This is a genomic window from Algiphilus aromaticivorans DG1253 (assembly GCF_000733765.1).
GTDB lineage: Bacteria > Pseudomonadota > Gammaproteobacteria > Nevskiales > Nevskiaceae > Algiphilus > Algiphilus aromaticivorans.
On sequence record NZ_JPOG01000001.1, the window covers coordinates 1,962,517 to 1,985,890 of the forward strand.

General features: G+C 67.1%; 11 protein-coding genes. 1 reads left to right on the top strand and 10 read right to left on the bottom strand.

Going from position 1 to position 23,374, the window contains the following annotated elements; genetic code table 11:
- The first annotated feature begins 63 nt into the window (after positions 1 to 63).
- Complete coding sequence (locus U743_RS09080; RefSeq protein WP_043767454.1) at positions 64 to 252, top strand: hypothetical protein; 189 nt, start codon at positions 64 to 66, stop codon at positions 250 to 252.
- Here U743_RS09080 and U743_RS09085 read toward each other — a convergent pair.
- Genes U743_RS09085 through U743_RS09130 form a run of 10 tightly spaced genes read right to left on the bottom strand, consistent with a single transcriptional unit; the run spans position 232 to position 23,372 of the window.
- Positions 232 to 14,427: a GNAT family N-acetyltransferase gene (locus tag U743_RS09085; protein ID WP_043767457.1), complete on the bottom strand. Its 14,196-nt coding sequence runs from the start codon at positions 14,425 to 14,427 to the stop codon at positions 232 to 234. The two genes, U743_RS09080 and U743_RS09085, sit on opposite strands and share 21 nt — an antisense overlap.
- Positions 14,427 to 15,827 (bottom strand): hypothetical protein, encoded by a 1,401-nt coding sequence (locus U743_RS09090; protein WP_043767460.1) that lies wholly within the window; start codon positions 15,825 to 15,827, stop codon positions 14,427 to 14,429. The genes U743_RS09085 and U743_RS09090 overlap by 1 nt, the downstream gene beginning before the upstream one ends.
- A gap of 10 nt (positions 15,828 to 15,837) precedes the next feature.
- Complete coding sequence (locus U743_RS09095) at positions 15,838 to 16,092, bottom strand: hypothetical protein (RefSeq protein ID WP_043767463.1); 255 nt, start codon at positions 16,090 to 16,092, stop codon at positions 15,838 to 15,840.
- A gap of 1 nt (position 16,093) precedes the next feature.
- The gene (locus U743_RS09100; protein ID WP_043767466.1) at positions 16,094 to 16,561 is read right to left on the bottom strand and encodes a hypothetical protein; all 468 of its coding nucleotides are present in this window, start codon (positions 16,559 to 16,561) and stop codon (positions 16,094 to 16,096) included.
- Position 16,562: 1 nt separating this feature from the next.
- Complete coding sequence (locus tag U743_RS09105) at positions 16,563 to 17,195, bottom strand: hypothetical protein (protein ID WP_043767469.1); 633 nt, start codon at positions 17,193 to 17,195, stop codon at positions 16,563 to 16,565.
- On the bottom strand, positions 17,192 to 17,650 hold the full coding sequence (locus U743_RS09110; protein WP_043767472.1) for a hypothetical protein: 459 nt from the start codon (positions 17,648 to 17,650) through the stop codon (positions 17,192 to 17,194). The genes U743_RS09105 and U743_RS09110 overlap by 4 nt, the downstream gene beginning before the upstream one ends.
- On the bottom strand, positions 17,643 to 18,689 hold the full coding sequence (locus U743_RS09115) for a hypothetical protein (protein WP_043767475.1): 1,047 nt from the start codon (positions 18,687 to 18,689) through the stop codon (positions 17,643 to 17,645). The genes U743_RS09110 and U743_RS09115 overlap by 8 nt, the downstream gene beginning before the upstream one ends.
- Positions 18,686 to 21,883 (bottom strand): hypothetical protein, encoded by a 3,198-nt coding sequence (locus U743_RS09120; protein ID WP_043767478.1) that lies wholly within the window; start codon positions 21,881 to 21,883, stop codon positions 18,686 to 18,688. Before U743_RS09120 ends, U743_RS09115 begins: the two co-directional genes overlap by 4 nt.
- Positions 21,880 to 22,812, bottom strand: coding sequence for a hypothetical protein (locus tag U743_RS09125; protein ID WP_043767481.1), 933 nt, complete (start codon positions 22,810 to 22,812; stop codon positions 21,880 to 21,882). The genes U743_RS09120 and U743_RS09125 overlap by 4 nt, the downstream gene beginning before the upstream one ends.
- Entirely contained in the window at positions 22,809 to 23,372 is a 564-nt protein-coding gene (locus tag U743_RS09130) for a hypothetical protein (protein WP_043767484.1), read from the bottom strand. The genes U743_RS09125 and U743_RS09130 overlap by 4 nt, the downstream gene beginning before the upstream one ends.
- Between the last annotated feature and the right edge of the window lie 2 nt (positions 23,373 to 23,374).

The window sequence follows — 23,374 nt, forward strand, 5'->3', positions numbered from 1 at the left end:
TAGCGCATCATGCGTCCCGCATTCGTCCCTGCGCCCCCACCCCTTCGCGGGTAGCCTGACCGCATGGATGAGGAGAATCAGCCAGCGCAGGGAATCCGGGGCCTCTGGCGGCGCGTGGTGCGGCATCCGAATATGCCGCCGTTCGCCTTCCTCGCCCTATCCCTGACCGCACTCCACACCGGCCACCTGTTCACCTTCATGGTCCTGCTGCTGGTGGCCTACCACTGGTGGCTAATCGCCGGAGAGAACTAGGTCGCGGTACTGGCGGTTGAAGTCCTGGTAGATGGCTTCCTGCCTGTCCTCGAGCCGCTGGATCTGCGCGCGCTTCTGCGACTCGGCCATGGTCCGCTGCTTGATGCTGTCGATCTGCTTGCGCAGGCCGGCCAAGCGCTTCTCGGCGATCTTGTACTCGCGCAGCAGCTTGCCTTCGTCGGACTGGCGGATCTGCTGCACCTTCTTGATGTCCCGGCCCTCGCGGGCCAGGTCCATCTCCTGCTCCAGGTAGCGGAGCTTGTCGCGCCGGTCGTAGAACAGATCGCGGGACTGGCTGGCGCGCGGCGTGCCGTAGAGCTTGCCCAGGAAGGGCACCTCGTAGGCGTTGATGTCCTCCTCGCCCTGCATGGCCTGGTAGGTCTTGCGCGGCAGATCCGCCGTCTCGGCCACGAACCGACCGACGCCGCCGGTGGCGAAGTCCCAGACGTGGTCGATGAGCTCGGGCGACAGGTTCACGGCGCCGGGGGTGACCTCGGATCCGCCGGTCGCCATGTTCAGCTGCTCGGTCGCCCAGCGGGACCAACCGCGCGCGCCGCTGAAATGCAGCGTGTAGTTGGGCGGCGGCGGGCCGTAGGGGTCGGCCTCCGGATGGATCGGGATACCCGCGAAGTTCTTGTTCTGGGCCCACTGCACGGCCGGGTCGGCGATGGTCGGGGAGACCAGCTGCAGCGCCGTGGGCGACGCCCCGATGGGGTTGAAGGCGTCGAATACCGACATCACCAGGCCCATCGCTTCCTCGGCCGGGTTGTAGTCGTCGATCTGCCCCATTGAAGCGCTGATCGCGCGCCCGACCTTCTGCCCGGCTACGTTCAGCACGTTGTAGCCGTAGGGCAGCGGGAACTTGATGTAGTCGCCCTCCGGGCCTTTCGCCCAGTCCGGCACCCAATCCGGCATGTCCTCGTTCTGCGGAAGCATGACGATCCAGTTCATCCGCTTCACGTAGTCGGGGATCCGGTCGTAGCGGTTCTCATCGTCCTCGTCGTCGCCGGCGATCATCCGGTTGGCGAGATCGAGGGCGACACCCGTGGCAACGGCCGCGTACATGAAGCGCCGCGCGCGGGGGCTACTGGCCGCCGCCTTGATAATCCGGGCGTTGCCCTGAATGCTGGCGTTGAAGAACAGGTAGAGCGCGTTGAGCGTGTTGCCCTTGTTGCCCTTGCGGTTGAAGTTCACGGTCAAGCCCTTGGCCATTTCGCCGGCGCGCTGACGCGACACCCCATCCTTCCGGGCGTGGATGTAGGCCGAAAGCCGAACGCCGTTCTCGATCGCCGTGTTGGTGTTGCCGACGAAGTCCATCATGTTGCGGCCCTGGCGCTTGGCGAAGTTCCAAGTGCCGGGCTGCTCGCGGTCCAGACGCTTGGTCAGCGACCGGGCCAGATCGCCGACGTTCTCGTAGCCTTCCATCCACCCGGTCTGCGCGCCGTCTTCCAGGAACTCGCCGTAGTAGCGCGCCCATTCGCTGTCGCGCTTGCCCTTCTGGTAGTCGCGGATCGCGCGGTAGCCCTTGCCGGAAAGCGTGTCGCGCATGATCCGGCGCTTGAGATCGGCAGCCTGGGTGTCGTTGAGGTTGATGAAGGCCGTCTGCACGTCGCGCGCGAAGTTCGAGATCAAGAACTCCGGGTTGAGGCTCGTGCTCATGAGCGACAGGTAGCGGTTCAGCCCGTACATAAGCCGCATGACGCTGTTCATCTCCTCGGCGCCGAGGTTCTTGAAGGCCATCGCCATCCGCATGGCATCCACGTTCTCCTCGTTGAACTGGATGTGATGCTCGACGCCGTCCACCTTCACGACGAACACGTTGTCGCGGTTGCGCTGGCTCAGGTCCGGGGCGTTGGTCACCAGGCCTGTCACCGGGTCGAGGTGCCGCTTCGTCATCGGCTGGTCGACGGTCCACAGGTTCGGCGCGGTGTTCTCCTGGGCGAAACGGAGCATGGCCTTGCCGACCTGGTTCTTCTCCGCGCGCTGGATCGTCGAATAGTGGGCCGCCACCACGTTCGCCATGATGTCGCTGGCCGGGCTTTCGCGGCCGAGGCGGCGCTTCGTCGCGCTGCCCCGCGTGTCGAAGCCCTTGCCGGTGCTGGGCATCAGGCTGGCGAGCAGGCTGTCCGACTTGCCGCCGGGCGGACCCTTCATCGGGACGTAGTGGTCGTACTGCTTGGCCCACTGCTCGATCGTCTCGCGCTTCTCCAGGCCCGACTCGACCAGCAGATCGCGCGTGGCCTTGTTCATCGCATCGACGCGCTTGGCGATGGACTGCATCGCCTTCATCTCGCCGGTGCCTTCCAGGGCGTCCATGATCCGCTGCGCGTCCTGATCGGACATGCCGGACATCGCTGTTTCGCCCGGGTTGATCTCCTCGAGCCGCTTGTTCGCCTCCGGGGCGTGGCGGGCGTAGAGATAGGCGTCGACCGCGCTCAGGTGGCCGTAGCGCTCGGCGAGGTCCGCGTCCAGATCCGTAAGGTACTCGCCGATGGGCTGCAGGCGGAAGCTGGTGCGCTGCAGCTCGTCCAGCAGCGGCTGCACCTGATTCTCGTCGAAGGCGTCCATCTGCTGGCGCGTGCGGCCGTGGTACAGCGCCTCTTGCATGTACGGGTCAGTCCGCTCCTCCAGGCGCTCCCCGCGCTGGCGCTCGGCGACGTTCTCCAGGGCGCGCAGCGCGTTGAACTTGTCCTGCGCCTCGAACTGGAGCTTGCGGCCGATGCGCCCGAAGTAGCCGGACTCCGGCATGTCGAGCGTCGCGCCGGGCAGGTTCGGCTGCCGTGGCACGCGGCCGGGCGCCTCGATCTCCACATCGAGCCCGGCACCCTTCATCAGCTCCTCGGCCTGCTTGCGGCTGAATGCGCGCTTGAGACCGTAGCCGAGCATGTCGGTGTTCTTGGTGACGACAACCCACTTGTTGCCTTCGACCCGGGCCGCGGCCTGCACGTTGCCGTTGGCGTCCCGACCGACGAGGCGGACGTTGCCGCGAGTCGGCATCATGCGGCGCATGGTCGGGGACTGAGGTGTTTCCGGCGCAGCTTCGGCGCCGGCATCCATCACCGGGTCGATCTCCCCCTGCCCCGCGCGCTGGAAGTCGATGCGCGGATCGTTGGGGTCGAAGGTTCCGCGGTTGCCGGTGGCGGACTTGATCTGCTCGGGGCGCAGCGCAACGTACACGGTGCCTTCATCGGCGGTGTTCTTGATGATGACGCCGTCGTGCTCACCAGAACGGATCGCATCACGGAACTGCCGACCAGATTCGCCGAATTGGATTGACCCAGCGTAGGCCCCATCTGCGTCAATAACCTTCGGGTTCTGGATCGACAGATAGGCGGGGAAAACCGCCCCGCCACGCGGGTAATCCTTCGCGAAACGGTTGGCGGTGTCGATGTCACCAAAGAATCCGGCAATCTTCACGCCGTCCTCTGGTGGGTTGAAAGCGGGGAACTCGGTGGGGCGGTCTATGACCGAGATGGGGGCATCGGCATTCGGGTCCGTCCAATCGTAGGCATACATGCCCTTGTAGACCACCAACGGCTCCCCGTTCTCATCCACCACCTTCGAGTCGCGGAACCATCGGCGGAAGGCCTCGGTGTCGGTTTGGCGCTCAGAACGAGAAACCCCGCCATCGGGCGGAGTCGTATCGCTCTGACGGGCTTGACTGAGCGTCGGTTGATCTGGAGCCGAGCGACTTGCGGCCGTAATCGCGTCGCGCACCGCCGGCTGATCGAGCGCGCCGGGCTTCATCTGGTTCTCGCGCGCCACGCCGGTCAGGGTGTCGAGCACCGTCCGGCGAGCGCGCTCCACGTCGGCCATGACGCGCTGCGCGTAATCGTCGCCGCGCTCCTGGCGGATACCGCGGATGCGGTCGATCAAGTTCTGAATGGCCCGCACGATCTCGTTGACCAGGCGACGGAAGGCGCCGGGGCGCATGCGCTCGGAGACGCGCTGCAGGGTCTCGGGGTTGCTGATGATCGAGCCGAACACGTCGGCGATGAACTCCTCCTCGACCTTCTCGCGATGCAGGCGCGGGATGCCGTCGCGGTCGTAGATCATGTTGATCCGGTCGCGGTACTCCGGCAGCGCGCCGTCGCGCGCCGCTCCGACCAGCGCCTCGCGCGCGCGCTGGTAGAGCTCGGGGTTCTTCCGGCGGACGGAGTGCAGCAGCTCGTGGCCAATGACGTGCTGCGCTGGACGGCGGGAGCGCGCGTTGACGAACAGCGAGTCGCCCTGCATGTAGACGCCCTGCGGCGCCAGCGGGCTCGGCGACGTGTACCAGACGACGCGGCGACCGAACAGCTCCTGCACGGTGTCAGCCATGTCGGCCATACCGTCCGGGGCGTTCGCCGGGTCCAGCGGCACGGGGATGCCGTGCAGGCGACTCAGGCGCTGCTGCAGGGCGTCCAGCTCGGCGGGGCGCGGGATGTCGGCCTCGGCCCGCACCATCCGCTCGAAAGCGGGGCCACGGCGCATAGACGCAGAATCGACGCGGGAAAACATCTCCTCGACCGCGCGCTCGGACTCCTCGGTAGCTACCGGCTGGCCGTTCTCCTCGAGGATCTGGACAGCGTTCTCATCCCACACGACGAAGTTGCTGGCGCCTTGGCCCTGCCGGCGGGAAGTTGCATCGAGATACCGCAAGCCGGGGATGCCGGCATCCTTAAGTCGGTCGGAAGCCAGCTTCGCCGGATTGCGGACGTCGCCGCCATTGTCCAGCGCAAGCTCGCCACTCAGGGTTCGGTACAGCTGCTCGCCGGTGACACTGCCGTTCTGCAGGTCGTTCATCGCATCGCGAGTAATCGGCTTGTCGAGCAGGTAATCCACGACCGGCTCAAGGCGCCGGCGCACTTCATCAGGCTGCTCGTTTATCGTGGCGTCCCAGTCGAGCAGGCGAGCGACAGCATCGTCCTGAATGTCGACGGTGTAGAGGTTGCCGTATTCCTGCATCGCCTTAACGGTTTCCGGCGACGGGTCGAACGAATTGAGATCCTGGAAAGCTGCGGTTATGGCCTGCGCGGGGTAGTCGAAGCCGAGCCAATCATCATTGCGCAGAGCTGCCAGCAGTCGATTCATGCTTGGCGTGAACTCGCCCGCATCAATCATTTCGTTGATCTCGTCGAAGTCCGCATCATCCGGCAACTGCTCACGGAAGTGCCGGACGACATCGCGATAGCTGACGGCGTCCCGATAGTATTCCGCAACGCCCTTGCTCTCGGCGAAATACAGGCCGTGGCCAAACGCCTGAGCCCCCTCGCCAGTCCCGATATTGCTGATCTGGAACTTGTCAACCTTGTGAGGCGTGCCGTGATAGGCGCGGGCAAAATCCTCGGCGCGCGGCTCGCGCACCATGCCTTCGGAAATCTCGAAGTCGCGGCCGGGGCCGGTGTTCTCCTTGAAGCCGAACTGCTTGTAGAAGCGCACCAGGCGCGCGCTGGACGTTGTGCCGGGGTCGCCGGCCTGCGCCGGCGTCAGGGCGATGCGCAGCCCGTTGGCGTCGGCGTAGTCGACAATCTCGCGCATCGCCCGCGTGCCGACGCCGGTGCCGCGCTGGGCCTCCGGCACGGTGATGCGGTCGATGCGCATGACGTCGCCGGTGATGCCGATGTCCAGCGACTGCAGGTCGTGGGACATGCGGACGCTCTCGGCGAGCAGCTGGACGTCGTCTCGGGTGACGGCTTGGCCGGGGCGGGACATATCCACGCCGGATTGCGCCGCCTCCTCGAGGAAAGCCGCACGCGACTCCGCATCCGGGAACAGAAAGCCCGGCACGGCGTCGCCGCGGTTGTAGCGTGAGTAGTAGCCGCCGTTGCGCCGCGCAGCAGCCGACGCTTCCTTGAAGCCCTCACGGCCCAGGAAGCTCTGCGGCTTGGCGACGTACTTGGTTTCACCGGACTGCGTGTGCTCGAACTGCGCCAGCTCGTAGCCGGCGGCCTCTGCGGACGGCTCCGAACGGGCAGCGGCTTCCGCCTGCGGCCGGCCAGGCAGCTCCATGTCCTCGATTCGGTCGAAGAACTCGCCGATGCTTTCGGCGTTGGAGATGTCCATCTTCTTGCGGTCGCCGTCCCACTGCTGGCCGGCCGGCAGGCGGTCGAAGACCACCACGCGCGCCCGGACATTGGTACCGGCGCGCTCGAATACCGAAGGCGGCAGCTTGATGTCGGCGCGGAAAGCGATGTCGTCGCCGAGATCGTCGCGCATCTTCTGGAACTTCATGTCGGCGGCCGGGCCCTCGGGGATGATGGCCACCACGCGGCCACCGGCGCGCGTGTGCTTGATGGCCTTCTCCAGGTGCGTGATCGCCTGCTTGCCGCCATGACCAAAGGGCGGGTTCATCACCACCGCGTCGTACTTGTTCACGACGTTGTGGTTCTCGAAGTTGTCGCGCACGAGATCCGCGCCGCCGGCGTACAGGCCGGCCTTTGAAAGAAGCTCGCCGGACGGCTCGATGATGCGCCGGCGGGCGGCCTCGGGAAGGAAGCGCGCTATTGCCCCATGCCCGGCCGACGGCTCCAGCACCGACTCGCCCGGGGCGACGCCGGCCCACTCCACCATCTTGAAGCCCAGCGGCTCCGGGGTGGCGAAGTAGTCGATGCCCTCGCGAGACTTGTCGCGCGACGTGCGCTTGCGCTGGCCGAAGTAGTAGCTCTTGGCCTTGTCGAACTCGGACGTCTCGGTGCGCTTGGCGCGGTCCTTGGCCTTGCCGCCAGTGCCCTCGTCCGCACTCGGGGCGTAGGGCTCGCTCTCCAGGTAGCCCTCGACGAATGACTCCTTGAGCGCACGGGCTTCGGCGCCCATCGCAAGATTCTCGGCAGTGCTGGCCCGCTCGGCGATCTTGGTCGCGAAGACCATCTGCTCCCAGTTCAGGCCGGTGGTGATGTACTGGAAGATCGCGTTGGACTGCTGCCCCACGCGGTAGATGCGCCCCTCCTCCTGGATGGAGGCGAATGGCCGCGTCGGCAGACCCAGGTTGATGAGCGCACGCTGATGCTGCCCACTGGTGTCGTGCAGGCTAATGCCCTCGCGGCCGGCATCGGACTGCACCAGGATGACCTGCGGCCCGGTGGCGTCGTCGATGAAGCTGCCGACGGCCTTGCGGCGGTCGGTCTTGCTCATCGTGCCGTTGAACACCAGCAGGTCGTCGCCGAAGGCCTCGCGGAAGGTTTCGATCGGCGACTTGAGATCGTCCAGCGGCAGCTTCGTCAGATCCGGGCGCTGTCGGCGCAGGGCCGCGTTCAGATCCTGCATCGTGAAGCTCTTTCCGTTCGCCTCCACCGTCTGGTCGGTATCCGGAAAACGGAAGGGGTGAAAGCCGCCGCCCTTGTTGAAGCCGTGGAACACGACGACCTTGCGACCGCGCCCCATGTGCTGCCGCGCGAGATCGACGCCGTGGCGCGCCTTCAATGCCTCCAGCAGGTACATTTGCTGCAGGTACTTGAACCGATCCTCGACCACGCTCGCCGCGGCCTGCATCTCGGGGCTCTTTTGGTCGCGCAGCCACGTCAGTCCCTCGTCGATCTTGGTACCGAGCGCGTCGTCCACCAGCGTGAACTTGCGCTCATAATCCTGATCGACGTCGAGCACGCGCGACGACAGCGACCCGCGCTTGCGCAGCCATTCGTTGAACTGCGCCTCCATGACCGCCGTATCGACGCCAGCATCCGGCTGCGTCAGGCGGTTGTAGCGCATCCGGAACCCGAAATGCGTCATGAAGAACCGTTCGCGCGCATTGCCGGCGTTGTAGCCCTGATCGTTGTCGGCGCCCTCCTGCCCTTCCTGGTAGTTGAACAGGAAGCCGTCGGCGTACTCGATGGACTTCACATAGGCGAATGGCGTCGCCGACAGGAACAGCACCTTCGTCTCGCCGAAGCGGTCGATGTTCTGCTCTGCGAAATCGGCGCGCTGCTGCTCGTAGCGCTGCCACACCGCGTTGTAGCGTTCCTGCGCCTGCTCGGCGGCCGGCAGCGCGGCGTCGTTGTCCTTCGCCTGCATCTGGGCGTACTCCAGCGCCTCTCTCGCCTCGCGCAGGTCCCGAGTGATGCCGTCGCGATTGCGCTGATCGAAGCGGGTCGGCACCGAGCGCGGCGCCCAGGCCAGCGTGCGCAGCGCCTGGCCGGCGCCGGTCAGTGTGCCCGCCTGGTTCGCGCTCAGATAGTGCGCTTCATCGGGGACGATCAGATCCCAGTCACGGTCGGCAAGGGACTCGTTCTCGGCCATGTTGGCGTAGGTGGTGACCACGATCCCCTCGCCCGCCGTTGACGTGTTCGGCAGCGCGGTGATCGTCAGCCCCAGCTTCTCGCCGGACGTGACCCAGTCGCGCCCGATCTTGTCGTTCGGCGCGACGATGAGGATGTTGTTCTTGCCGCGGCGCGCGAACCGCTTGACCACGCCCAGGCCGGTGAAGGTCTTGCCGGTTCCGGTGCCGTTGGTGAACAGCATCCCCGGCTCCTTCGGGGCGCCCTCGAAACGGCGCTCGGCCGCGGCCACGTCTTCCTGCTGTCCCTCCATGAGGAAAGGCAGCGTCTCGCGGACGTTGTCGAGGTTGCCGGGCTCTACCGGCGCCTGCTCAGCGGCGCGCTGCGCCTCCTCGCGGCCTAGCTGTTCGGCGGCGCGCTGTTCAGCAGCGTCCGAAGCGCGCTCGCCTGCTGGGCGTTCAGCGCCCGGTCGCGAATCGCCAGCGCTGCCGCTTCGTCCGCCGAATTGGTTTCCGGCAGCGTCGACGCCAGCATCGGTCGCTGCTCCCGAAGTCGGCTGATCGCCTCCTTCTCGAGAATCAGCGGCGCCACGTCGAGATACGCCAGCGCCACCTGCGGATCCACGCCCTGAGCCTCCAGAGCCTCCGCCTGCGCTTCGTGCGCTTCCGTCAACTGCTCCTGATCCATCTGGAACATCCGACGTGCCCACGGCGTCCGCAGACCCTGCTGCGCCACTTGGTTCCAGACTGTCGCCGCTACGCTCAACATCGGCTTGCTCCACGGCCGCGTCTATATCCGCAGCCTGCACTTCATTGTACTCGTCCATCCCCGACGAATCGAAATCCGGATAGTCGCGGACGGCGTTGTAAAGCATCTTCAAGTAGGGGCGGATGCTCTCGCCCATGTCGTTCAGCATGGCCCGCGAGAACTGCCCGAACCGCCGGGCGCCGGCCTCGACGTGGTAGCCGGCCAGCTGGATGCCGGCCTGCATCACCTCCGGATCCATGCCGGCGTTGATATTGCCCAGCTTGCGGCGCAGCACCTCGCGCGCGGCATCGGCGTTGTCCTTGGTGAAGACCTTGTTGGCGGCGCCGTATTCGCTCGTCTGCGGTTCTTGGCCACCACCAGCGAACAACCCGCCACCGGCACCAGCCGGCGGTGCATCCCCGCGCCGCGGCTGCTGCTGCGCGCCCTGCGCTCCGAAGGCGTCCGTCTGCGCGGCCTCGGCCTGCTGGCGCGCCTCCGCGTCGGACTGCTCCTGCGTGCGCTGCTCGGGCGTCAGCTGGAAGTTGTTGGCCTGCTCGTCGGGGCGCAGCGCGCGCGGCTGCTCCGGCTGCACCTGGCCGTCCTGCTCGGCCTCCAACGAAAAAGCCCCGCTCTCGGGCGGGGCTTGGTTCGGCTCGGCGTCAGCGGGCGGCGCTACCGCGTCTTCGCCCCCCACGCGCTGCTCAGCTTCTCGGCCGCCGTCTGCGTCCGCTGCTGGCTGTTGCGCTCCATCGTCTGCACGCTGCTGCTCAGCGCCTGCGCCGCCTTCGGCTTCGCGTCCAGCGTCTTGCCCAGATTGAGCAGCTTTTGCTCCATCTCGGCGTCGGTCAATCGCTTTCTGGGCATTGCTCAGCACCTCCGTGGTGTTCTCGGGCCCCTGCCGATCGCCGAACATATCCGAGCCCGGTTCGCCAAAGGCCTCAAGCTGCGTCGCGTATTCGTTCAGCAGTTCGGTCATTTTGCCAGCGCTGCGCAGGTTGCGCGCGAAAGCCCGCATCAGCTGCAGCGTCGTATCGCTCACGCCATCGCGCAGCATGTCGCCCTGCTCGATGAACTGATCCACCGACCGGCCGTCCTCGCGAAGCTGCTCGAATACCTGGACGGCCTCGACGAGCTCGGGGACGATGTCGGCGTCGAACAGGCGGCCGTCGGCGATCTTGTCGCGCATCTGCGCCACCTGCGGCGCCGCGCGGATGAGCGCGGTGGCCAGATTGCGGCTGGAGTCGTCCATCGCGTCGACGATGGATTGCACCGGCTCGCTGTTGCCATAGGCGCGGTAGAGCACGGCGTTGCGCAGCCGCTGGTAGCCGTCGCGGCTCAGCCGGCCCTGATTGTCCACCAGCGCCGCCTGCTGCTCGACCGGCATCTTGCGCAGCATCTGCTGCACGATCGAGCCATTGCGCGTGCGATGCAGGTTGCCGGCGTCGTCGACGACCAGATTCTCCAGGCTGTCGATGCGCTCGGCGTCGACCGCGGCCTGCTCCAGCGACGACATGGCCAGGCCACCGCCCTCGTTGGAGCGCAGGGACAGCGCGCGCACGTCGACATCTTCGGGCAGCCGCCGGATCAGCACCGGCGCCTCCATGCCTGCCACCTGCTCGGGGTCCAACCCCAGGCGCGCGGCGTTGTCGCGCAGCGCCTGCCGGTAGCTGTCGGCATTTCCGCGGCGGTAGGCCTCGGCCAGCCCTGCCAGGCGCCCGTTGCCGCCGACGACCGTATCGTCGCGCGCAACCGTCGGCGCGCCCTCGTTCATCGTCGGGCTCTCGCTGACCAGATCCCAGTTCGGTGCCTGCGCAATGCGGGCGACCTGCATCTGACTGGCTGCACGGCCACGGTCGCGCGCCTGGTTGACGGCCTCGCTCATGGCCGGCGCCAGCTGCCCGGCCTCGACGACCTCCCACTCGGCGTTGATGCGCTCGCCGCCGGGGATGGTGATGCGTGCGGTGCGGTCGCCGGCCTCGGGTGCAGGGGCCGGCTCGGATGTAGGTGCGGATTCCTCCTGCTGCAGGATGCCGGCCGGCGCGTCGTCCGGCTGCGCGTCCAGACCGAGCGCGCTGCGAATCTGCGCGTCGTCGCGCTCGGCGCGGATGGCCTCGATGTTCCGCTTCTTGCTGACGCGGTTCTGCAGGCCGAGATCGCGGGCGACACGGCCGACTGCCGCAGGCTCCATCGCCTGCAGGGCGGCGTCGACTTCCTGATCGCGCTCTGGCGCTTCGGGCTCGGGCTGCTGCGTCGGCTCCGCGCCGGCGGCCTGACGGCTGCTCGGGAACTCGCGCGCCAGCGGCAGGATCTGGTCGATGGTTGCGCCCAGGCGCATGACCGGGATCGGCTCGCCCGCGTCGAGCTTGGCCAGCCACTGGTGATGGCCGTCGATGATGTGGCCGTCCTGCGACACGAGGATGGCGCGGTCGCCGCCCTCGAAGCGCTTGGCCTTGGCCACCTTCTTGCGCGAGAACTCGGCCTGCGTAGGTTTCAGGCTGGCCGGGTCGGCGTCCTCACGGTTGGCCGGTACGTCGCGAGCCTTGAGGTAGTTGACCAGCGCGCCGCGGTTGGCGGCCTCGATCTGCGGCATATCCGCGCGCGGCACGTTGCGGGTGCCGGACTCGGTGGCGAAGTTCACCCACTCGTCGTCGATGGGGTCGCCGGCCAGGCGCTGGGAGGGCGCTACTTGTGCTTCTTGCTCATCCGCGGCTTCTGGCTCGGCATCTCTGGCATTGATGGCATCCCACGCCTCTTGCGGACGCATGGCGCGAATGCGCTCATCCGTATAGCCCATGTTGCGCAGCTGGGCCTTCATGCCCTGCGTCACCATCGTGGGAACGGTGGATTGGATTTTGCGCTTTCTAATTTCATTCGCCTTGCGGCGATATTCAGACGCCTTATCGGCGTCGCCCAACTCTCCCAGTGCGTCCTGCTCACTCGCGAGACGATCATAATTTTGGGCGCGTCGTTCAACCGCTCGATTCTTTTCCTCGTTCGATACCTTGTTCCGAGACTCACTCAGCTTTTTTGCGCGCTCATCACGGATGGGCCACAGATGTCCAGGGTTTACCCCTTCGTGGGTACTCCCATTATCCAGTGTTCCAGTCTCTACCAGCCCGGCCTGCCTGAGAGCGCCCGCCTCCTCGTCTGTAAAACCAGAAAGTGGAATAAGGTCACTTTCAGCAAGTTGCATATCAGGAAAAATGGAAAGTACCGAGTCAGGTATTTCCGGGGAACCTTGGGCATCGGCCGGTTGGGCGTCGCCCTCCTGCTCGTCGGGCGCCGTTTGCTCTGCGCGCTCGCGCATGCGCTGCGCCAACTGGGTATCGCCGCGCTGCTCGGCACGCTCGGCCATGCGGGTCAGTTCGTCGCGCTCGCGCTGAGCACGCTGCTGCTGCTCGGTCTGCTGGCGCTGCTCGGTGGCGCGCTGGCGCTCGGCCTGCAGCTCCTCCTTGATGAGCCCGCGCGCGGTCTCGGATTCGGCCTCGGCCAGATCCTGCTCCAGCTGCTGCTCGCGCTCGGTCTTCTCCGGGGCCGGCTGCCCCGGTGCGGCTTCGACCAGGTCCGGGTAATCGACCAGCACATCCGGGGGCACGGAATCGCCGCGCTGCAGGGCGCCGGCCACGGCCTGCTCGTGATCGGTGCCGGCGTTGTCGGGGTCCGCGTAGAACTGCTCACGCGGGGTCTGCCACGGCTGGCGGGCGTCCGCCTGCAGGGAATCGTCGAGGGATTCGGTGGCATCGTAGTCGTCGCGCTGGGTTTCCGGTGCGGCGCTCTCCGTCTGCTCGGTCTGCGCCTGCTCGGTCTGCGCCGGCGTGTCGATCTGCGCCATGAAGGCGCGGCGCATCGGCTCGCGGTCGGCCTCGGGGATGTCAGGGGCAAGCACGCCCTCGAAGTAGTCCTCCTTGACCGAGCGCTGCTGGTCGGGCTTGAGCTGCTGGAACTTCGGGTCGGCCGAGACATCCGCCCAGGTCGGCGGGTTCTCGCCGAAGTCGGCGACGCGGCGGCGTTCACCCGGGCGCGCGGCGGCCACGCCACCGGCAACCGCACCGGTGCCGCCGCCAGCGACCACGCCCTGCGCGGCCGCTTTCTTGGCCTTTTCCGGACGCACAAGCGGCGTCTCGCCGCCGGTGCCGGCATAGGCGCCGACGTCGGCGGATACCGACTCACCGCCCTCCTGCAGGGTCTCCTGCCCGGTTTCTCGGGCCGTTACGCCGGCGCCGGTAGCGGTGCGGCGCGCGATGCCCTTCGGCCCGATCTCGCCGCGGCCGAACGCGCGCTGCAGGGCGCGGTCCATGCCAGTGAGGCGCGTGACGGCGGCTGTAGTGCCGGCGCCGGCCAAACCGCCTGTTAGCCTTGCCAACTCCGAGCCGTAGCGCCTGCGCTCCTCAAAGCCTTCTGGAATCGGCTCATTGTTGAACGCCGCTTTTGCGGCTTCTTGGTCGAGCGTTTCCTCTGCGCGCCTAACAGATTCTTGCCCAGCGAATCCGCCGCCCAGCGCCGCCTCGGAACCGAGCGCCGCGCGCTCGCCGGCCTGCTTGGCAGCGCGATTGGCGGCCTGTTCTGCCGCCTCGCGCCCGAGGCCGCCCTTGATCGCGGTGTCGTAGGCGGCCTTGTAGCGCTGGGCGCTGCCGGCGCGGGTGATGATCGCCGGGCCGAACAGCATCGGCAGGTTCTCGGCGATCAGGTCGCCGGCCGCCGCCGGGTTGTCGCTGTAGGCCTTGAGCGTGCCGAAGAAGCCCTCGGCGTCCTCGACTTCCTGCCGCTGCCGTTGAAGCTCCGGCGATTGCCGCTTGCTCAGCGACTCGCGCGCCTGTTCGGCGCTGTCGCTCAGGCCGGTGGCCTCGCTGATCGGGGCGACGTCCAGGCCGAGGCCCTGCATTGCCATGCGCACGGGTGTCGTGGCCAGATCGGCGGCACCGACGGCGCCCTCGGCGAGACTGACACCACCCTTGGCGATGCCGAGCCCTGTGTCGGAAACCGTCTCGGAGACGCTGCGGCCCTCGGGGTCATCGGCCAGGCCGCGCGCCGGCGGCGTGTGGTCGGGCTGGTAGGCGACAAAGTCCTTCCAGGCGCGCTCGCGCTCCGGCTCCGGCACCTTCGGCGCGACGACATCCAGGAAGTAGTCGCGCTTGGCGAGATCCTTCCGGTCAGGCGGGAGCTGCTGGAACTGCTCGTCCTGCAGCACCTCATCCCAGGCTTTCGGCTGCTTCTTCGCGGCGTTGTTCTCCGCCATCAGGGCGCCTCCGATCCGCTCCAAAGACCCCGATAGGGGCTGCTACGACCACCGCCCTGCGCGCCGCTGGCGTCACTGAGGCCACCGGCGTTGACGCGGTCCAGCTCGGCTTGCGGATTCCACTGGTCGGCCGGAGCATCGGCCAGACCGGTGACGGTCTCCCCGCGTCGGTCCTGCTCGAGTGCCGATTTCAGGCTGCGCTGCACATCGGCTTCGGCCTCCTGCACGGCGCGCTGGCTCGCCTTGGTGTCGTCCGCCGGGACGAACTCCAGCATGCCGGTGCTCTCGTCCTTGTAGAGCATCACGCCCTCGCGCTGCGCAGCCCGGCGCATGACCTCATCACGCATAAGCCGGGTGCGCTGGTAGTTCGTCATCGAACCCTTCGGCCGGCCGCCATCGCCCTGACGCTTCCAGTCCTCAAAGCTGCCCTCGAAGCCCTGCGCGCGCGCGTATTCGTACTCGCGCACATCAGCCGGCGCATCCGGGGCCTGCCGCGGTTGCCAACGCCCGGCCTCGGCGATCGGCTCGCCGACGATGCGGCCGTCCTCGGTGCGGTAGGTGACTTCCTGATTGCCGCGCTTGATCGTCTTGTAGTCGGTCTCCGGGCGCAGCTCGGACGGGTCGCCGCCGGCCTGGGCGTAGGTGGCGCGCAGGAAGGGCATCAGGCCCTCGTCCTCAAGCCCATGGCTCAGCGCGCGGTAGCCGAGAAAGCGGTCCATCGCCTGCTCCATTGGCACCGTCCGCACGGGGTCGTCCTCGTCGGCGCTGCGGCGTTGCGTTACCGGCGCGTCGTTTTCTTCACCGTCGACGTCGGTAACGCGGGTCATGACCGCCAGCTGGCCCGGCTTCTCCGTGGGGGTGACGTCGACCACGCGCTGGCGCTTGCGCGGCTTGCCCGAGCGCGATTTCTGGCCCTCGCCCTGGCGGACGAAGCCGCCGAAGGCTGCCTGTCCGGCCAGCCGGCGCGCCTCCGGATCGGCCAGCGGGCTCAGGTCACCGGACTCGGCCACCTGGTCACCGATCTGCGTTGCCCGGGCCCCCTCGTCCGAGGCCATGAACTCCGGATCGACCTGCACGCCCTGGAAAGCCGGCGTGAGGATGCCGGACAGCCGCTTGCGGTCGGCGTCGGTCATCTGGTCCGGGGACTGGATGCCGCGGCCGCGCAGGTACTCGTGCGCGCCGCGCACGGCGTTCTGCAGGTCGGTCTGCAGCCGCTCACGGCGTTCGATGGCCGCCTGCCGCTCCGCCTCGGACTCCGCCAGCCCCAGCTTCCGCTCGTAGCGTTCGTCCTGCACGCGGTCGCGTTCCTCGCGATACGCCTGCTCGTCCTTGCGCGCCTTGGTCTGCTCGCCGAGGCCGTAGCCTCGGGCGAAGCCTTGAATTGCGTTGCCGATAGCCATGTTCGTCTCCTTACAGCAGGGAGTCGGCCAGCAGGCCGCCCGCCAATCCGAGTGCCGCGCCGACCGGGCCGCCCACGGCCGTGCCTGCACCGATGGATGCGCCGAGCCCGGCACCCATTCCCGCCATCTGCATCGAGCCGGCATCCTCCTGCTGGTCGATCTGCTGGTTGGTACGCTCGCGGCGGTCCTCCATATCGGCGGCCTGATTCAGTGCCGACAGCCCCTGCTGCCGGAACGCCTGCCCGCTTCCGATCATTCCTGCCATGTCAGCCTCCGGTGATGCGGCCGGGGTTCAGTCCGACGGCGATCTGTTCATTGCGGTCGTCGAAGGCGCGCTGCGCCCGGTTGCGGGCGGTCACGTCGGCCAGGGACTCGGCGAGGTTGTCCTGCCGCTCCATCGAGGCCTGTTCCTGCTCGCCCATCTCCAGACCGAGCCCGCTCAGGTAGCGCTCACGCTGCTCGGGCAGGCGGTCGAAGCTGTCGCGCACCATCGTCCCAGCCTGCGACAGGGACTCCTGCCGCAGCATGGGGTTGTCGTACATGCCGGCCAGCTTCATCCGCACCGGGTTGAAGCGGCGCAGGAAGTCGCTGTACTGCTGGCGGCTGATCTGTGCCCGCGCATCCGAGGCCGAGCCCTGCAGTTCGGGCAGGCTGTTGTCCATCGACATGGACGGCGCGGCCCGGTCGGAAAGGCGCGGAAACGGGGTGTTGTCGAGGCCTTGCATCTGGGTCATGTCAGACTCCCGGAATGGTCTTGTAGGGGTCGTCGGTGTAGCCGGACGCCCACTCGGTCGCGGCCTTCTTGCCCGGCACATAGGTCTCGTCGATGGCGTGCTGCGCGCCCAGCCCGGCGGCCAGGCCGAGGCCTTCCATGTTCGAGGCGCGCTCCCGCTGCGACAGCCGGGCGTCGAAGCGCGCCTGCTGCCCGGCGGCGGCGGCCGTCCGGCCGAGGCCTTCCAGCGCTTCGGCCGACTTGCCCTGCCCCATCTGCACCACGCCCTGCAGGCCGCGCACGTAGTCGTTATCGGCGGACTGGCGCGCGTCGTTGCGGCCGATGCCCATCGACGTCGCCTCGTCGCGCAGCATCCCGGTGGCGGCCTCCATCTGCGCACCGGAACCGAGGCCGTTGCCGCGCTGAGCGGTGGCCAGCGTCTTATCGCGGGCGTCACCGAAGGCGCTGCGCACCTGCGATGTCATCTCGCGGTCGGCCTCGCTGCGCATGCGGCCCTGTTCCTGCCGGCGCGCGATCCAGTCGTCCTCGATCGGCTTGTTGATCTCGCGATAGCGCCGGATCTTGTCCATCCCGATCCGCACCAGTTCGCGCTCCTCTGCGGTCTCCTCGACCTTGCCGTCGCCACCTGTGCTCATTGCAGGCCTCCGATGTATTCCTGGATGCTCTCGTCGTGGAAGTAGCGCCGGATCTCGGGCGCTACCGAAATTGCGTGCTCATGCCCGCCCACCAGGTAGGCGCAGTGCGTGGTCAGCGCGATCAGCGAGTCGCGGAGCACGAAGCCCAGCATCAGCTCGTGCTCGTTCGGCTTGTCGCTCTGGCTGGCCTCGCGCTCGAAGGTGTTGGCCGTGTGCCAGTCGATCACCGCCTGCCGGATCAGCGGCTGGAGCTCGGCGTAGTGCTCCTGCCAGAAGGGCAACGCCGGCAGCCGGAGCAGCGCGTCGGTGAAGGCGTTGTGCACGCGCTCGGCGGTCACGGCATCGCCGTCGATCAGGTCGTCCCAGGTCTGCGAAATGTTGCCGAGCATCCGGCACACCAGCACGGCGTCACGCCGGCCGAGCAGCACCTGATTCAGGAAGCCGTCTTCATCCATAGATAATCGCCTCGCCGATGTCGACCACCAGCGTCGTTGCGGTTGTGGCGTAGCCGACGCGCTGCTGGAACAGCCCGGCGCCCGGCGTCTGCGTGAGCGCGCCGTTGCTGCCGAGGAATACCTGCGCGTCGGGCGTGAAGCTCCAGCCGGCGTTCGTCAGCTCGCCGCCCTGCGCGATCAGCGCTGTCTCCCCGTCGGCCGGGGCGTTGGTGACGATCCCGGCGACCCGGTTGGCGTGGCCGACCGTCCCGGCGTCCGCGTGCACCGCCTCGCCCGATACGGTGGTCACTGCCCGGTAGCCGGTCAGCTGGGCGCCTGCTGCACGACGAATGCGCGCCGGCGGGATCAGCGTGTGCGAGAACCGGCCGTCGGCTAGCGTCTTTGCGATCGCGTTGGCCGTCGCCTCGGTCACGGCCGCGGCCTGCCGGACTGCGCTGCCCGAGCGCAGCAGGAAGTCGCCGGCCGGGCTGTCGTCCCGCACGAAGGTCTGCTGCAGCAGGATCAGCACGCGGCGCGCCGAGATGGCCACCGCGGCCACCTGGTCGAACTGCCCGCTCCCGCCACTCGCCACCAGCCGGCCGTCCTCGCCGACGTAGAGCAGGTCGCCGGGCGTCCAGTCCCAGTTGACGTCCTCGTAGATCCCGCTGCGGCGCAGGGTGAACAGCGACTGCGCGCTCGCCCCCGAGACCGCGATGCCGGCCAGCCGGCCGACGTGCCCGGACTGCGTGCGATCCGCGTGGGCGAAGCCGCCGGCCAGGGCCACGACGAAGCGGCCGGCGACCACGCGATTCGCACCGGCGCGCACTTCGGCCTCGGCCGGGCAGACCGTGACCGGCTCAGCGGGCGCCTGCCCGCCGCCCTGCCCCTGCAGCGCCTGCGTCACGCGCTGCTGCGTTTTGACCAGCTTCTGCACCTCGGTCGAGCCGCTTTCCAGGCTCTCGATGCGCTGGCGGATGGCCAGCACCACCTGCTGCAGCTCGCGCGGCGTGACCGCCCCGCCGGACGGCCGCGGGACGGTGATCGCCGGCTTGGCCGTCACGTCAGTTCCTCGGAATCCTCGGCGATCTCGACGCGCTGCACGCGCGACGTGCCCTCCAGCTCGATCTCCCACTCTCGCGCCGCGTCCACGGACGGGAGCACGAAGTCATCCACACTCGTCACCGCCCCGTCCCGGATCAGCGCGCCGTCGGCGTAGACGCGGAACTTGAGGTCGCTGTAGTCGGCGGCGCGCACCTGCGCGTGGGCGAAGCTCGCCGGATAGGGCAGCTGGTAGAGCGCGCTGCGCCAGACGTACTTGAGCTTGCCGGTGCCGCCTTCCCAGACGTTGATCTGCCCGCCGATCGACATATAGAGCGTGTCGGTCAGGGCGTCGCTGTAGGCGGCCTCGGCATAGAAGTCGAGGGGCACGAAGCCGAAGGCGTCCTCGCCCGCCACGTCGAGGATGAAGCCGCCGGCGTTGCCCTCCTTGTCGATGTACCAGCCGAAGTAGCGGTCGTCGTGGGCCACCGCATGGATGGTCGAGGGGTTGAGTGCTTGCCACTCCCGGCGGCTGAACAGGCTCTCGGTGACGATGCGCGTCTGCCCGTTGCCGGCCACGGCCACCAGGCCATCCGGCGAGGCGTAGACCACGCCCAGGCTGTTGAGCGTGACCATCGAGCGCTTCGATACGCAGCCCTGCGGCAGTTCCAGCTGCTGCATGCCCAGCTGGTCGGGGGTCGTGCCCTGCACCAGATAGGGATTGCGCTCGGTGACCACCACGGCCGTCGCGTCGATAGCCCCGATCCCGACAATCGGGTAGTCGGTGGCCAGTCGAAAGCCCACCGGGTAGGCGTGCGGCCGGTTCTGGACCGACGGCACCACCTGATTGCCGGCGAAGCCCATCATGATCCCGTTCGGCAGGGCGATGATCCCGAGCATGTCGTCGGGCGGCAGATCCCACTCCTGCGACTGCAGCGGTTCGCCGAGCGCGTTGTTGGCCAGGCCATCGGTGAGCAGGGCCTGATTCAGCGGGATCTCGTCGACGAACAGGAACTGCGAGCCGTCGGCATTGGTGACGGTGCGATAGATCCGCTTCTTGGTGACCCCGTAGCCGGCCGTCGCGGTCGTGTCGGTCGTGACCGCGATCTCGGCCGCCTCGCTTTTCTGCACCGAGCGCGACGCCGGCGACGGCGCGCCCTCCTCGCCCAGTTCGTTGACCAGCGTGTAGACGTAGGCCGTGAACTCGGACTCCAGAAGCTCGCGGCCCGGGTCGGCGGTGTCCGGCGCAAGATTCACGGAAATGTTGTCCACATACAGCAGGCGCAGCGTGTTTTCGTCGCCGGCGGCGTGTACCGAGAAACCGAACTGATCGCCCAGAAACTCCATGTCTTCCGATTCGGAGAACACCAACTCGCCGGTGTCCTTTTTCGTAATGGTGACAGCTACGTTCTTCTTGCCGCCCTGAACCGGCTCGACGACGATGTTGACGTGCAGCCACTCATCCATCGGAATCATCGCGTCCTCGTAGACGCTGATTGCTACGTTATCCAGATCGCGCCAGTCCCGTGCCGTCTCGAAGCGGAAGCTGCTGTCATACCACTGCCGCAGCGCAGGGCCAGCGCCGTTGGCGTCGTTGCCCAGCCGGATGCTTGTGGGCGAACCGCCACCGCCGCTGCGCATGATGTCGACGTCGATGACTGCCTTCGGTGTCTTGTCAAACTGGAAGGGGCGATATACCGAGACCTCCTTGTAATAGAAGGAAGCGAGCCGGAAACACGGCGCCGGTCTACCGACTGCATCATCAATCTCGATATTCGCGGAGTCGCCAAAAAGGGAAAACTCATCAGCAGGGATAAAGTCGTCGAAATCCCAACCCTCAAAGTTATCGCAGGCAAAGCTGACAGTAGTGCTCTGCCTGAATAGAGCAATCTCATCGATGTAGGCGATGATCTCGGTGCCGCCCTCGCGCTCGAATTGCTGGACGACATCCACGGAAGCCGTGTTGTCCGGGACGATTGCCGAGTGCGTGCGCGAGGCCCATCCGCCGGTCTCGGCCGTGAAGTCCGCCATGTCCTCCTCGCCGATCAGGTCGAGGTTGGAATCGCGGAAGCGGAAACCCATGCGCGCGGTGTCCGTGCCGTCGCCGTTCTGGTCCCATGTCAGGCGCAGGGTCGAGCCGACGGCAATCGCGTTGTCTTCGGCGTCCAGCCGCTGGATTGCCTCGGTGGCCGCCGCCGAACCGCCGCCGAAGAAGTAGGTGCCGGCGCTCGGAGAGATATTCCCGCCGTCGCCGCTCTGCACCGCCTCAAAGCCGCCCTCGACGATCGTCCAGCCGCTGGTGTCGCCGGCCTCGGCCCCGGCGTTGGTCAGCACCAGCGACCCCTCATCGACGTCCGGCACGTTGACCGAGACGGTCGGCGCGTTCTCCGGTGCCGGCACGCCCATCAGCAGGGAGTCGCATGGGTACTCCTCGTTGCACGACCCGATAGCCTTCGAGATATTCGTGACGCGCGGCGCGCCCGTGCCCGTGAAGTAGGTACGCTCGGTCTCGTCGCCCAGGATCGGGCCGCGGGCCACGTCCACCTCGACCGCCTTGCCCTCCAGCTCGGACTTCGCCCAGTGGAGCCAATACTGGCGGTCCATCCGGTGAATCGTGACGATGTCGTCCTGGAACTTGAACTGGAAGCGGTTGCCGATGTTCATCCCGACCTTCTCCAGATCGGTGATGCCGCCCTCCTGCAGCAGGTACTCGACACCGTAGCGGTCGCTCTGCGCCCGGAAGTACAGGTCGTCGCTGCGCCGATAGGCCAGAATGACGTCCGAATCGGGAAGGCCCAGCGGGTGCTTGTCGTCGAGCGACACGCGCGGCGTCCGGACGTCCGCGTCGAGCTCCGTGACCACCATCGCGCTCGCCTGCGTGTCGAACCAGCGCAGCTTCGCCTGGCCGTCCTCGACGAAGGCCAGCACGGTGTTCATGTTCTGGTCGAAGCTCAGCGACAGCTCGGTAATGTCGGCGCCGGTGTAGAGCACCGTCGTGTTGCCGGCCTCGTCCTCCGCCACGATGTCGTGATCCGCGCCGTCATTGCGCTCGACGCGGTAGCACTTCCACACCTGAAACTGCAGGCCCTCGCTGGGATCCTGCAGGGCGACGCCGCCGTCCTCGAAGTCGAGCAGCGGGCCGATGTTCGCGTTGGCGCGGGCGCCGAGGAATGCCGACTGGACCGGCTCTGTGGATAGACGCTCCTCGGGGATCACGTCTTACGGCCCCAGGAGTGTGAGAACTCGATGGTCAGCTCATCGCTATCGGTCTTGTCGATATCTGGGCTTACAACGAACTGATAGGCGCCCCAACCAAGCTGCACCAGGAAGCCGCCTATACCGCTCGGGAAGTTTGCTGTGTCGATCCCCCATGTAATGGTCGCCGAGCGTTCGTAGGTGCCGTTTACGTAGGAACTGGTGGACGCGCTATTCCCAGAAGTGGATGAGTTGGCGGACGGCCTCCCGGTTATTGCTGCGAGCGAAGCCCCAGATTCCAGGCACTGGAATCGACCGCCGTTTGTGTACTCGATGGCCCTGAGTCCGTCCTCCCCCATAGTCCACCCGAAGGCTGAGCTTCCCGAATCCACGTTCGCAGCGCGCGCCGTGTAATCGTGCGTCGTCCCGCGCAACTCGATCTGCCCCGTGGTGTCCACGGTCGGCGGATACATTCGGAACTCGTAGGTCACGTCGAGCGTTTCGTCGCTCAGGATCGTGATCGTGGTGGGGTCACCATTGCCGTCGAGGATCAGCGCACGGCTGAAAGCGTAGTCAGCGTTTCCGCTGGAATTGATACCGACGCCGACCTCGGCAAGGTTTCCGGCGGCAACCCCTTCGCCGAAGCGATAGATGTTCCGCATAAACCGGTAGTACGGCGCCGAGGACTGATTGCCGCCGGTGCTGCTCTGCTTCGTGTTGGTCGTGGCGACCAGTGACGCCATCGTGGTGTCGTTGGCATTCGGCGCGTCGCTCCCGCTCCCGACGTGGCAATACCGCAGCCAGCTATTCGACGTCCCCATCAGATCGAGACCGAAGTCCGTGATGAGGTTCTCGAACTCGGCCAACAGGCGCCGCGTACCGTCGCGCTTGACCGCCTCCAGCTTGAAGAATCCGGCGCACTGGCTGTGCAATTTGATGCTCTGCTTCATACAGCCTCCAGGCTTCCGGACGCGATATGCGCACCGGCGCTCTCGGCTTCCTCGGGGTTGGGAAGCTCGTATTCGATGAGGTTGAAGACGTTGCCCAGCGCGCCGGACTGGATGGACGCGCCGCCGCTTTCGGCTTCGTCGACCCCCGCGTCCAGCTCGCGAAGGAAGAACGTCTGCTCAAGCAGGCCGCTCTCGATATGGGCGCCGAAGGTCTCGGCCTCGTCCATGCCGGCGTCGAAGCTCTGGACCTTGGATCGCAGTTCGCCCTGAACCAGCGCAGCGCCGGCGCTTTCGGCGCTCTCGATCGGCGGCTGGATGACGCGGCCCTTGACCACCAGCGCGCCTCCGGATTCGGACTCCTCGATGACCTTCACCGGATACGGCGGCGACGTCAGATACTCCAATTTGTCGAGAAACCGCCCTTTCCCGAGGCTCCCCCAAGCCTCCAGATCCCCAGACAGCAGCCGCGCGTTCTCGGCCCGCTGAGCGAATCCATTGGGCAGCCGCTCGGGGTCCGCCCGACGCACTTCGCCGCGGAAGACCTCGATCGAAACCTTCATGG

Bases quoted from the DNA above. Each gene is read 5' to 3' on its own strand.
- U743_RS09080 (WP_043767454.1), top strand. From the start codon at position 64: ATGGATGAGGAGAATCAGCCAGCGCAGGGAATCCGGGGCCTCTGGCGG.
- U743_RS09085 (WP_043767457.1), bottom strand. From the start codon at position 14,427: ATGGCGGAGAACAACGCCGCGAAGAAGCAGCCGAAAGCCTGGGATGAG.
- U743_RS09090 (WP_043767460.1), bottom strand. From the start codon at position 15,827: ATGGCTATCGGCAACGCAATTCAAGGCTTCGCCCGAGGCTACGGCCTC.
- U743_RS09095 (WP_043767463.1), bottom strand. From the start codon at position 16,092: ATGGCAGGAATGATCGGAAGCGGGCAGGCGTTCCGGCAGCAGGGGCTG.
- U743_RS09100 (WP_043767466.1), bottom strand. From the start codon at position 16,561: ATGACCCAGATGCAAGGCCTCGACAACACCCCGTTTCCGCGCCTTTCC.
- U743_RS09105 (WP_043767469.1), bottom strand. From the start codon at position 17,195: ATGAGCACAGGTGGCGACGGCAAGGTCGAGGAGACCGCAGAGGAGCGC.
- U743_RS09110 (WP_043767472.1), bottom strand. From the start codon at position 17,650: ATGGATGAAGACGGCTTCCTGAATCAGGTGCTGCTCGGCCGGCGTGAC.
- U743_RS09125 (WP_043767481.1), bottom strand. From the start codon at position 22,812: ATGAAGCAGAGCATCAAATTGCACAGCCAGTGCGCCGGATTCTTCAAG.
- U743_RS09130 (WP_043767484.1), bottom strand. From the start codon at position 23,372: ATGAAGGTTTCGATCGAGGTCTTCCGCGGCGAAGTGCGTCGGGCGGAC.